This window comes from Paenibacillus turpanensis, from assembly GCF_011421635.1.
Classification (GTDB): domain Bacteria; phylum Bacillota; class Bacilli; order Paenibacillales; family YIM-B00363; genus Paenibacillus_AK; species Paenibacillus_AK turpanensis.
The window spans coordinates 1-12,632 of the sequence record NZ_WTLI01000009.1 but is presented as its reverse complement, the minus strand read 5'-3'; the positions used below and the strand labels follow the sequence as shown (position 1 = coordinate 12,632).

Annotated in this window: 9 protein-coding genes; 1 reads left to right on the top strand and 8 read right to left on the bottom strand. The window is 52.9% G+C overall.

Annotated features, from left to right (window positions below; genetic code table 11):
- Window positions 1-3: 3 nt before the first annotated feature.
- The 5 genes from parE to GQS10_RS09690 form a co-directional block, all read right to left on the bottom strand.
- The gene (gene parE / locus GQS10_RS09710; protein WP_166241497.1) at window positions 4-1,992 is read right to left on the bottom strand and encodes a DNA topoisomerase IV subunit B; all 1,989 of its coding nucleotides are present in this window, start codon (window positions 1,990-1,992) and stop codon (window positions 4-6) included.
- 40 nt (window positions 1,993-2,032) lie between these two features.
- A complete protein-coding gene (locus GQS10_RS09705) occupies window positions 2,033-3,025 on the bottom strand; it encodes an ABC transporter permease (protein ID WP_166241495.1) in 993 nt (330 codons plus the stop codon).
- The gene (locus GQS10_RS09700; protein ID WP_166241493.1) at window positions 3,018-4,079 is read right to left on the bottom strand and encodes an ABC transporter ATP-binding protein; all 1,062 of its coding nucleotides are present in this window, start codon (window positions 4,077-4,079) and stop codon (window positions 3,018-3,020) included. The genes GQS10_RS09705 and GQS10_RS09700 overlap by 8 nt, the downstream gene beginning before the upstream one ends.
- A 75-nt stretch (window positions 4,080-4,154) precedes the next feature.
- Window positions 4,155-4,937, bottom strand: coding sequence for a GDSL-type esterase/lipase family protein (locus tag GQS10_RS09695; protein WP_166241491.1), 783 nt, complete (start codon window positions 4,935-4,937; stop codon window positions 4,155-4,157).
- Between the two features lie 175 nt (window positions 4,938-5,112).
- Window positions 5,113-5,478 carry a hypothetical protein gene (locus GQS10_RS09690; protein WP_166241489.1) on the bottom strand — a complete coding sequence of 122 codons (366 nt, stop codon included), beginning with the start codon at window positions 5,476-5,478 and terminating at the stop codon, window positions 5,113-5,115.
- Between the two features lie 181 nt (window positions 5,479-5,659).
- Here GQS10_RS09690 and GQS10_RS09685 point away from each other — a divergent pair, with 181 nt between their 5' ends.
- Window positions 5,660-6,292, top strand: coding sequence for a MarR family transcriptional regulator (locus tag GQS10_RS09685; RefSeq protein ID WP_166241487.1), 633 nt, complete (start codon window positions 5,660-5,662; stop codon window positions 6,290-6,292).
- A 555-nt stretch (window positions 6,293-6,847) separates the two neighbouring features.
- On the opposite strand, the gene GQS10_RS09680 is transcribed toward GQS10_RS09685, so the two are convergent.
- From GQS10_RS09680 to GQS10_RS09670, 3 genes are all read right to left on the bottom strand, one after another.
- The gene (locus GQS10_RS09680) at window positions 6,848-8,686 is read right to left on the bottom strand and encodes an ABC transporter ATP-binding protein (RefSeq protein ID WP_166241485.1); all 1,839 of its coding nucleotides are present in this window, start codon (window positions 8,684-8,686) and stop codon (window positions 6,848-6,850) included.
- A complete protein-coding gene (locus GQS10_RS09675) occupies window positions 8,683-10,452 on the bottom strand; it encodes an ABC transporter transmembrane domain-containing protein (RefSeq protein ID WP_166241483.1) in 1,770 nt (589 codons plus the stop codon). Before GQS10_RS09675 ends, GQS10_RS09680 begins: the two co-directional genes overlap by 4 nt.
- 256 nt (window positions 10,453-10,708) lie before the next feature.
- Window positions 10,709-12,632: dynamin family protein (locus GQS10_RS09670; protein ID WP_207952212.1), on the bottom strand; the 1,924-nt coding region annotated here is incomplete at its 5' end.

The following is a 12,632-nucleotide window of genomic DNA, read 5'->3' as shown; positions in this document are numbered from 1 at the left end:
CCTCTACTCCTCGTATTCCGTAAAATCAACATTCTCGATAATCCAGCGCTTCCGCGGGTCGACCTTATCCCCCATAAGGGTGGATACGCGCCGCTCCGCCTTCGCCGCATCCTCAATTTGAACCTGATAGAGCGTTCGCGATTCGGGATCCATCGTCGTTTCCCACAGCTGATCCGGGTTCATTTCGCCAAGTCCTTTATAGCGCTGCAGCTCGATGCCCTTAGAGCCTCCAAGCTCCTTCATGACCTCCTGCAGCTGCTCGTCCGAATAGACGTAGCGTGTTACTTCGGACTTGCCGCTTTTCTTGCTCACTTTATATAACGGCGGCCGGGCGATGAACACCTTCTGCGCGTCGATTAACGGTTTCATATAGCGGTAGAAAAATGTCAGGAGCAGCACCTGAATGTGCGCACCGTCCATGTCCGCGTCGGTCATGATAATAATCTTCGAATAATTGCTCTCTTCCACTTCGAAATCTGCGCCGACTCCAGCACCGATCGCAGCGATGATCATGCGGTATTCTTCGTTGCGCATGATGTCCGCCAGCTTGGCCTTTTCCGGGTTGAGCGGCTTTCCGCGCAGCGGCAATATGGCTTGGTGCTTCGAATCACGGCCCTGCTTCGCAGAGCCTCCCGCCGAATCACCCTCTACGATAAACAACTCGTTGCGGGTAAAATCCTTCGACTGCGCCGGGGTCAGCTTGCCGCCTAGGCTGAGGCCCTCGCCCCTGCCCTTCTTGCCCGAGCGCACGTCCTCGCGCGCTTTTCTCGCCGCCTCGCGTGCCTTCATCGCTTGTATCGATTTTTTTACGAGCAGCTGCGCCGACTGCGGATTTTCCTCAAGGAAAACCGCCATCGCTTCGGACACGACAGCATCCACCGCGCTGCGCGCCAAGGCGCTTCCAAGCTGATCCTTCGTCTGACCGACAAACTCCACCTCGGCCATCTTGATGTTGATGACAGCCATCATGCCTTCACGAAGATCGCCGCCCTCAAGATTTTTGTCCTTCTCCTTGAGCAGTCCAGCTTTTCGGGCATAGTCGTTCATCACACGTGTATATGCCGCTTTGAAGCCGGTTTCGTGCGTGCCGCCGCCTCGCGTCGGGATCGAGTTAACGAAAGAAGCAATCGTTTCAGTATACCCGTCATTATACTGCAGCGCGATTTCAACCTCCACGTCTTCCTTCTCGCCATGAAAATGAATCACGTCATGCAGGACGGTCTTGTCTTCATTCAAATACCGAACAAATTCCGCCGCGCCGCCTTCGTACTCAAATGTTTCCTCTTTGTCATCGTCGCTGCGCTCATCGCGCAGAACAATGCGCAAGCCGGAGTTAAGGAATGCAATTTCCTGCAGGCGCTCGGACAATAAATCGTAGTTGATCGTCACATTGCCGTGAAACACCTTCGGATCCGGCTTGAACGTGACCTTCGTCCCCGTCGTCTTGGCGTTGCCGATCACATCAAGACCGGTTACCGGCTCTCCGACATGCTCCTTTCCGTCAGCGTCCACCCAAGATTCAAAACGCTGGCGGTACAGCTTGCCGTCACGCTGAATATCGACGACGAGCCATGCGGACAGGGCGTTCGTTACCGAAGCTCCGACACCGTGAAGACCGCCGGATTTTTTATAACCCGCGCCGCCAAATTTCCCACCCGCGTGAAGGATCGTAAAGACGACCTGCGGCGTCGGAACCCCCATCTTGTGCATACCGGTTGGAATGCCGCGCCCGTTATCTTTTACGCTGACCGATTGATCCTCATGTATAGTAACGCGAATTTCGGAGCAGTGCTTTGCCAAATGCTCGTCCACTGCGTTATCGACGATTTCCCAAATGAGATGGTGCAGCCCGGAAGAGGTCGTGCTGCCGATGTACATGCCCGGCCGTTTACGGACTGCCGTTAATCCTTCCAGTACCTGTATGGCGTCCGCATCGTAATCCGAAGCCTGTCCGGCTTGCGATTTTGCAAATATGTCAAGCTGTTCGACCATCCGTACACCTCCAATATTTTCAAAAGAGACCAGACTTATTTTAGTTTAAAACATCCTTCCGCGTAAATACCCTAAACGAAACATATAATGCGCAGGCTGCCCAAACCGACAGCACAGCGAGGGAAAAAGGAAGCGTCATTCCCTTGATGGGCGGGACGGTTCCGTTCAGGTACACGGTCGTTTCGAGATTGACCATAAAAAAATATTTTGCCGTTTCCCAGGAGGAAACCATGTTCGATAAAATGGTTCCGGCGATAATCGCCGCCAGCATAACGCCCATTCCGGCCGCAGTGCTTCGAATCAGCACCGATACCATTAAGCTCAATATCGCGACGACCAAAGCGGAGAACCAAGCGAGACCCGCCGTCATCAGCAAAAACAGCCATTGCGGGACCACTTGAATACGCGAGGTATCGACTTCGCTGCCATTAATTCGAAAGCCTGTCAGCACCGGATGAGTCCAACCGCTAAAGCCGAACACCAGACCGGATATAAGATAGGACACCACGGTTGTCGCCAGCACGATCATGGATACATAAAAGATCAGCGCAACCAGCTTGCTGAACAGCACCTTCCAGCGCCGAACCGGCCTTGTAAGCAGCAGCTTTATCGTGCCTGTCGCATGCTCCGACGATACCATATCGGAAGCAATGACCATTACCATCAACGGTAAAAACAAATTAATAGAGTTTGCTAGAAATACCCGGGTAAAGGTCACGCCGTTGGGCGCCTGCGGATCGATATCCCGGTCGAGATAATACTGCAGCCGCTGCACCTCGACTTTGATCGATTCCTTCCACTCCTCCGGTATCCTCGGCGAGCTTAAACGGCTTGTATAATCCTGTACTCTTGTTTGTGTGGCAACGCGCCAATCGCTGCTTCCGGTCTGCTTAAGCTGAGTCTGCGCTACCCGCATCTGCGCATAAGTAAAGATCGGAATCAGCACAAGTAAAATTAATATAATCACATGAAAACGCCGTTTTTTCCATATTTTCACGGTTTCATTGCGAATAAGCGGATATAGGCTAGTCAATTCGGTTCCCCTCCGTCAGCGTAAGGAATAGATCCTCAAGCGCAGGCTGCTTCGGCTCAACGGCATAAATCCGTACACCCTTGGCGACCAGCTGCTCGTTAATCAGCGGGATATCGTCCAGCTTTTCCATCCATACCGTCACGGTACCGGGAGCACCACCGCCGCCCAAGCTTTCCGGCATATGCTGCCCAAATGCAGTGAACGACTCCACGTTATCCGTTCCCAAAGACGCAGGGTTTCCGGCATTCTCCTGTTCGGAAAGCTCAAGCTGATGCATGGTCACACCTTCGAAAGAGGCGATCACCGACCTGCCCGTTTCCACCGGTTCCAGCCGCCAGCTTACCTGCTTGGTCCGCTCTTTCAGCAGCTCGTCCACCTCGCCCACAGCGATGACCTCACCGTTTAAGATAATCGCAACCCGGTCGCACATAAGCTGAATTTCGCTAAGCAAATGACTGGAGACAAACACGCCCATCCCTTGATCCGCTAGCTTACGAATAAACGTACGCAGCTCCTTGATCCCTTGCGGATCCAAGCCGTTTGTCGGCTCATCCAGAATCAGCAGCTTCGGATTGCCAAGCAGTGCCTGCGCAATGCCAAGGCGCTGGCGCATGCCGAGCGAATAGGTTTTGACCTTATCATGAATCCGCTGATCGAGACCGACGATCTCCGCCACCTCGCGTATACGCTGTTCCCCGACGCCGGGAAGCATTCCGGCAAAATGCTCAAGGTTTTCCCAGCCGGTTAAAAATGGATACAGCTCCGGGTTTTCAACGATACACCCGACATGCTGCAGGGCCTCGTCATGCTGTTTATGTACATCCTTGCCGCAAAGCGTGATCGCCCCCGCCGTCGGCTTGATCAGATCAACCAGCATACGGATCGTCGTCGTTTTACCTGAACCGTTCGGTCCAAGAAATCCAAATATTTCTCCTTCGCGCACATCGAAGGAGATCCCTTTAATAATCATTCTGCCGCCGATTGCTTTTTTTACATCACTAACCGCGAGAATGATCTGCTTGTCGTCATTGGGTGCTACTCTCTTTTCCCCCATGTTACGCCCCTCCCGGTGTTTTCTCTCACGCCCGACACCATCCGGTCAGGCTGCTTCCAGCAAAGCCATGCAATGCTACTCGAGCACCTGGACGATTCGCTCGGCAATGCGTTCATAACCAAGACCGTTCGGGTGAAAATGATCGGAGGATAAATAATCGCTCACCCGCTGTTCAAACAAATCGTAGGTCGGTACCATCGTCATTTGTTCCCACTGGTGTACAATTTCGTAGGCCTTATTATTCCATGCGGCAGCTTCCAAGGACAGAATGCGCAGCTCCGGAATGTCGATAAACGGGTTATACAGGCCGACATAAATGACCCGCGCTTTCGGATTCACCTCATGCAGCAGCGTCAAAATCTGCTTCAGACGATCGAGAGTAGGCTCTACATTTGCTCTTACCTTCTCTAGGCTCGGCTCAGTCCCAAAGGCGAATAAATCATTGCCGCCAATCGTTAAAAGGACAACATGAGCCTGCTTTAGCGTATCCGCGATCCCGCTCTTGGATTGCAAATCCTGCAGCAGCTGAGTGCTCGTATAGCCGCTGACCGCGTAATTCGCCAAAACAAACACCGGCTTCTTATACAGCTTAGACAGCTTTTCTTGAGTATAACCGACATAGCCTTTTCCGGTTTCATCCCCGGTCCCTCTCGTTAGGGAGTCGCCTAAGGCGACAATATTAATTTTATCATCGCTTAACAGCACATTATCCTGCTTCACGGCGTTTGGCGGCGCTTCTTGGGCCGGCGGGGGCGCTACGACCGTTTTAACGGCATAAACAAAGCCTACGGCTAACAGCAAGGTCGCGATAAAAGCCGACCCTCCGACCAATCTCCATAAAGTACGTGATGACGACAACAAGGCTTCCCCCTTCAATCCCTGTAACACGGGCAATCGTACAAGTTGTTTGTTAAATAGACTACCGATTCCATAATCAATTTGCAACTTTGATTGAAACAGAAAAAATGATGCTGCCTAAAATATCATACAGCAAAGCGTGCGTTTTGGCGAATATGTGTTCTTGTTTTTTTTCTTAGGGATCGAGTTCTTGTTGTGTGAGAGAGGTTGTTCTTGTTTTGTGTTCTTGTTTTGTGTTCTTGTTTTGTGTTCTTGTTTTGTGTTCTTGTTTTGTGTTCTTGTTTTGTGTTCTTGTTTTGTGTTCTTGTTTTGTGCTCTTGTTTTGTGTTCTTGTTTTTTTAAAAAAGGTGTTACCCGAGAATTTATTGGCATGTGGTGGTTGACCACCGTCATGTGACGCAGAACACCGCGCGCTGGGAGCTTCGCACGGGGCCGTTTGGGCTGCACTGACCTTGCTTTTTCCGAACGTTTGGCTTGCCTGACCATGCTTTTTATGAGCGTTTGGGTCAGCGTATTTCTTTTGGTCTATCCTACCTTCCATTCCCAATCGGTTGTAGATGACTTACGTACAAACTGGTATACTATTTTCAAGATTGATGAAATATAAAAAAAACAAAATAACGCACGTCTCCTTTACCATAGACAAAAAATAACGCATGAGGCCCATGCCATCTCTTTAATTCAAAGAGGTGGCATTTTTTATTTTGAGGAGGTAGATCAGGGTGACTCGCTTCGAAATGGCGTACGAGCAGTTTTTGCAGGAACACAGTGGGGTGATTAGCAGTAAAGAGGAGCATGGACATGCGGAGCACTTGTTTTTACAAAAGGTGTGGTTCCCGGCTGTTGGACATTTTCATAACCTTTATCCGGAGTACAAGGTTCACGACTTTCTTGAGGGCCGTCGTTTTTTGGATTTTGCCTATTTGGTAGGCGATGTAAAGATTTGTATCGAGGTCGACGGTTACGCATCGCATTGGCGGGACATTAACAAGAGTCGGTTTTCGGACCATTTAATGCGGCAAAATCATCTCGTTCTTGACGGTTGGAAGATTCTGCGTTTTTCGTACGACGACGTCAACGAGAAACCAAAACGATGCCAGCAAATCGTGCAGCAAGCGCTTGGATTATGGTCCGGAGGTCATAGAAAGCAGAGTGAATGTCTAACCTTTGAGGAACATAGTATCTTGCGCTATATGGACGCGTCCTCTGAGCCTGTTGCTCCTAAACAAATTGCAGAGTATTTACGAAAAAGCAGCAAGACGGTGCGAAAAATGTTGTCGCGGTTAGTGGATCAGGGGGTCATCGAGCCTGGCAGCGGGGAGCTTCGCATACGAAGTTACCGGCGAAAACAGTAGGAGCCGTGAGCGATAGAGGATGTTGGCCAGCCAGAATCGGATTGATATGCAGGTGATGATGGTGGGGAATGATGAGATGGGGACATCTCAGCTGTTCGTGGTAGGGCGAGGAATGAGGAGATGAGGACATCTCAGCTGTTCGTGGTAGGGCGAGGAATGATAATAAGACCCTAAACTTCCGCTATATCGACATCATTTTTTTAATTAGACCCAACATTTCCGTTATTTTTACGATAACTTAATAATTGGGGAAGTTTTGGGTCTTATCATTTTTTGCGTGTTGAAATAGTGGAATAATTCCCCTCTATTTGAACCGGCTTCAAATGATTGTATTTATGCTAGCTTGGGCTTAGGGTTGGTGTTTGTTTTGAGTTGGTGTTTGTTTTGAGTTGGTGTTTGTTTTGAGTTGGTGTTTGTTTTGAGTTGATGTTTGTTTTGAGTTGATGTTTCGCTTCGTGTTTAGGCTCGTGTTTAAGTTCGTATTTTGGTTCGTGATTGGCCCGCATACAAAAAAGGGGCCTCCGATAAGGCCCCCTCCCCCAAATACCACACTATCTACCCTGCCTGCTCCGCCAAAAATTTGTACTGCGCCTCAATCAAGCCGCGGTAAATTCCCCCGTGCTCCATCAGCTCGTCGTGATCGCCCTGCTCCATGATCCGCCCATGATCAAGCACGACAATGCGGTCTGCGCCACGAATTGTGGACAGCCGATGGGCGATCATAAACGAAGTCCGGCCCGCGAGCAGCGTCTGCAGCGCGTCCTGAATCTTCGCCTCCGTCTCCGTATCGATGCTAGCCGTCGCTTCGTCCAAGATCAATATCCGAGGATCCGCCAGCAGCGCCCGGGCAAACGAGAGAAGCTGTCGCTGCCCCATCGACAGCATGCCGCCGCGCTCTTCCACCTCCGTGTCATAACCCTTCGGCAGCTTTTCAATAAACTCATGCGCATGCACGGCGCGCGCCGCTAACTCCACGTCCGCATCGCTTGCGTTAAGGCGTCCGTAACGAATATTGTCACGGATCGTTCCCGAGAAAATGAACGTGTCCTGCAGCACGATGCCCACCTGGGAACGCAGACTTTGCAACGTAACCTCACGAATATCGGTCCCGTCCACCCGGACTGTGCCGGACACCGGGTCGTAAAACCGGCAAAGCAAATTAATAATCGTCGATTTGCCCGAGCCCGTATGGCCGACCAACGCAATCGACTGTCCTGCCTTGACATCCAGGCTGATCCCCTTCAGCGCAGTCCGTCCCGGCTCATACTCGAAAACGACATCCTCAAACTGAACGTCACCCCGTACAGGCGGAAGCTCCGGCGCATCCGGCCGCTCAGGAACGTTCGGCTGCTCATCCATAAATTCAAATATCCGCTCCGACGAAGCCATTGCAACCAGTACCTGTGCATACATTTGCCCTAGCCGGTTAATCGGCTCCCAAAAGTTGCCGATATAGCTTGCAAACATGACCAAAACCCCGATGGACAGCTCATTTCCTTGAACCAAATTCGTGCCGTAGTAAAACAGGATAAACATGCCGATCGCCGAGGTGACCTCGATAATCGGTCCGAACGTTTGGTTTAAGCCGGACGCGACATTCCATGACTTGCGGTTGGACATGTTTAAATCGTTGAAATACTGAATATTTTCCTGTTCCTGTGTAAACGCCTGCGTCACCCGAATGCCCTGAATGCATTCATTCAAATGCGCATTCATCCGCGATTGCTTGAAGCGGACATTTTGCCACGCCTTGCGGATCCGTTTCCGAAGCGTGTGCGAAACAAGAAACATAATCGGTACCGTTATAATGACGGCAAGCCCCAGCTTCACATTCAAGCACAATAAAATGACGACAATGCCGCTCAGCTGCACCAAGTCGATCAGCACATTAACAACCCCGTTGGTAAAAAGCTCCTGCAGCGCATTCACATCATTCGTAATCCGAACGAGCACCGAGCCCGCCGGGCGCTTGTCGAAAAACCGGAAGGACAGCTTTTGAATATGGCTGAATAAATCATCCCGCAAATCGTAAATGACGCGCTGGCCGATCAGGTTTGTAAAACGAATGCGGAAATAGTTTGCCGCCATCTGAATCGCATACAGCGCAGCCATGGCCGCCACCACGCCCATCAGCAGGCCGGCATTCGGCTTGCGTATCGCTTCGTCTATGGCATAGCCGATCAAAAAAGGCACCGCCAGCTTCGTAATCGTACCAAGCAGCGTCATCACAACCACGATCGGCAGCAGCTGCCTGCGGTAAGGCTTCAAATAGCGGCCTAAGCGGCGGGCCTGCGCCCAGTCAAACGGTTTTTCCAGCACATCGTCGTCTTTATAAATAAAGCGCTCCTGTTCCTGTTCCTGCCCCAGCTCCTGCTTTTGCCTGTTCTCGCTCAATTCGCCACCCTCCGCTTCTCGCCAGACTCATCTGCATCCGCATATTGGATGCGGTACGTTTCCAAATACGGACCCGGTTGTGCCAGCAGCTCCTCGTGGGTGCCCCGCTGCACCACATGACCGCCGTCAAGCACCACGATTTCATCGGCATGCTTCAGCGAAGAAATCCGGTGCGCGATAATAAACGTCGTACGCCCTTTCATCACCTCACGAAGCCCTTGCTGAATCTCGTGCTCCGTTTCCATGTCGACGGCGCTTGTTGCATCGTCCAGCACAAGAATGTTCGGCTGCTTAATCAGCGCCCGCGCAATGGCAATCCGCTGCTTCTGTCCTCCGGAAAGGCCGAGACCACGCTCGCCGACAATCGTGTCATACCCTTCCGGCAGCTCCATAATAAAATCATGCGCCTTGGCCAGCTTCGCTGCACGAATGATCTCTTCTTCCGTCACAAGCTTACAGCCGTAGGCGATATTGTTGCGGATCGTCGAGGAAAACAAAAATGTTTCCTGAAACACGACTGCCATCTGGCTGCGCAGCGAGGAATACGCGGTATCCTGGATGTCGATCCCATCCAGCGTAATCCGCCCCTCCTGCACGTTGTAGGCCCTCAGCAGCAGCTGAATCACCGTCGTTTTGCCAGAACCCGTTCCCCCAAGAAAGCCAATCACCGACCCCGGTGGAGCATCCAGCGAAAAATCATGAAGCGCCTCAGCCGAGTTTTTGCCCCCGTACGAGAACGTCACCCGATCAAACACGATATGGCCCTTAACCTGCTCCTCCCGCAGCACCGCGGCGTGCTCCTTATCCTTAACGTGAACGTATTCGTGCAGGATCTCCAGAATCCGCTCCCCGGCCGCTTTGCACTGCGTGTACGTATTAATATGAAAGCCAAGCCCCCAAACCGGAGGAATAATGTACCAAATCAAACTGAAAAAAGCGACCAGCTCACCCAGTGTCACCTGCTTGTTCAGCACCATAAAGCCGCCGGCGCCAAGCAAGATGACAACACTCATATTTGCAAAAAGCTCCATCGCGGGAAAATATTTTGCCCAGATGTTCGCAGTGTCGATATGGTTCGTCTGATAATTACGGCTGATGCCGCCAAACTTCGTAATTTCATGAGGCTCGCGGGCAAACGATTTGACCGTCCGGACTCCCGTAATATTTTCCTGCGCGGCAGTCGTCATACTGCTCATGGACTGCCGGATTAACCGGAACGCAGGATGAATTTTCCCTTCAAAACGGATCGCCGTAAAGGCCAGCAGCGGCATCGTGATCAGGGTAAACAGCGTAAGCTTCCACGAAATGCTCAGCATCGCCGCCGCGCCAAATGTAACCATAATTGCAACGTTTACAATTTGCGCGAAGCCAAAGCCGATAAACTGCCGCATCGCTTCCAAATCACCGGTCAGCCGGGACATGAGATCGCCGGTTTTCGCTTTGTCATAATATGCAAACGACAGCACCTGAAGCTTCTCGTACAGCGCATTGCGGATGCGGTAGGCAAAACGGTTGGCAATCCGTCCCCCGCTAAAACCGTGCGCAAACTGCATGAGCGCCTTTAACACAATAAACACGACAATTAGGCCGGCGAGCATCGGGACCAGTGCGAACTGCTTCGGAATAATTACATAATCGATTAAATACCGCAGCAAATAAGGGTATGCCAGCCCGAGTCCCGTCGCCGCCATCAACGAAACGAGCGAAAAACTAATTAACCAACGATCCATCCAGTAAAATGACTTGAGCTGACGAAATACTTCCACCCCGCAACCTCCTCAGCAGCCCGTATCCTCTTGCGAGCCACAAAATCTTTAGCAAGTTTAGCACCGCACCCTTCCACATTCAATTCAGGGATGCACTCATATTTCCGCGTATTTTCACAAATTCGTCGATTTTCTGGAAAATATCCCCTCTATTCATGGATATCATCCGAATCCTTGCACCCGTTCCTCGAGCACGCAAAAAAAGCTGTACCGCACGGGTTTATGAGCCCTCGCGGTACAGCTTCCCTATATTTATTTATTCCCCGAGTAATGATTGCAGCTGCGTTTGTCTGCGTAGTAAATCATCCATATCGACGTTCATACGGAGCGCATTTTCGAGTCCGTCTGCGTGCTCTGCTGCATCGCTGTCGATCATGTCGCGCAGCTGACCGAACGCTTCACGGTAGCTGTCTGCGTAATGCGGAGCAAACCGCTCGGCAGCGGCCTCAACCGCCTGCTCGATCGAAGCGAACAGCAGCTTCTCCAGCTCGGCGCGAAGCTTTTTCTTACCCTCTCCTTCAAAAAACGCCTTCGCGTTCTTGAAATTGGACATCAGCAGCTTCTCATCAGCCTCCGGCGGCGTAAACAGCTTCTCATGATCGGCCGTCTCAAAGGGCTCAGCAGGCAGCTCCCCGCTGGCAAAATCCTGCAGCAGCTCGCGCAGCTGCTCGGAAAGCCGATCCCGCTGCTTCCGCAGCAGGCTCTTAGCGAAGGTCTCGATCCGCAGCGTCGAGGCAAGCAGCTCATTCTCCAGCTCAATGCGAATCGAACGGGTCAAGTCGCCGTATGCGATTCGCAGCGAGGTACGAACGTCTGCCCCTACCGGGAACAGCGTCGGGTTAAAGCTGTCGGTGTACCAATCGCCGAAGCGGTATTGCAGCCGCTGCTTCAAGTAATAAAGCAGCTCTTGGGCTTCCCGCTTCACCGCATTTTCCTCCTCTGAAGAGGAAGCGGCGGCCAGAAGGCGCTTTGCCTGCTCCCTGCTCCGCGCAACCGCTTCAAGCTTCGCCTGCCGCTGCTCTTCGCCCTGCTGTGCCGCCTCCGTCCACTGCTCCATGAGCGCAGCGGCACGGCCCAGCTCCGCTTCAGCGCCGGAAACCGCAAGCTCCGCCAGCTCGGTGGAAGCAAAGCGGAAGAAATCCGCCTCGAAACGGGCGAAACCGGAGTCTGCCAGTGCAGCCTCGTCGCCCGCCAGCTTTGCTTCCAGCGCATGCAGGCTCGACACCGGATACATCCGCGGGTTGCGGATCCCGAACTTCAGCAGGTTATCCTGCAGGTGACGAAGCACATCGTCGAGCTCCTGCTCCGACGATGCAAGGTCGGCCGCATTGACGATGAAAAACATTTTATCCATCGCAAAAGCGTCCTTTACCCGTCCGAGCTGCTCAAGGAACTGGCGGTCCGCCTGCGAAAAAGCATGGTTATAATACGTGACGAACAGTACCGCGTCCGCGTTTTTAATATAGGTGAAGGCAACGCCGGTATGGCGGGCATTCACGGAATCGGCGCCCGGCGTGTCGACGAGCACGATCCCCTGCTCGCTGAGCGGCGATTCATGGTGGTAGTCGATCCGCTCAACGAAGCACGATTTGCGCTCCTCCGCGACATAGGCGCGGAAGCCCTCTTGATCGACCGTAACGGTCGATCCCAAGTGTGGCTCGGCGTCAGCCCATCCGGCCAGCGCCGCTTTAAGGAAGGCGAGATGCGGCTTCCCGGAAGCCGGCACATGGGACGGATTAACCTCCGCCGCCTGCTGTAGACCCTCGTACGGAGCGATTCCCGGCTTTACACGAAGGCCTAACGCCTGCAGCGAAGCTTCTATATCCTCTTGAATGCGCTCAGCGGACTTCATGTGCACCTTCGCGGTGCCCGGAGCGCCGTTTTCGTCCGGCGGCACGATCTGGTTGATCGCCGCCGTTGTCGGGTTCGGCGATACCGGAAGCGTTCGCTGGCCCATCAAGGCGTTGGCGAACGAGGACTTGCCGGCGCTGAAGGCGCCGAACAGCGCGATCGTGAAACGGCTGTCCTCCAGCTGCGCCGCCTTCTCCTGCAGCGCGCGCACCGCCGATCTGGCGCCGGGCAGCCCGGCCAGCAGCGCCTCTGCCTCGCGCAGGCGCGCAGCGGCGCTCTGCAGCTTGCGCCGCATGCCGCCGGGCGCCGACGCAGCCTCGCTGCCGGCG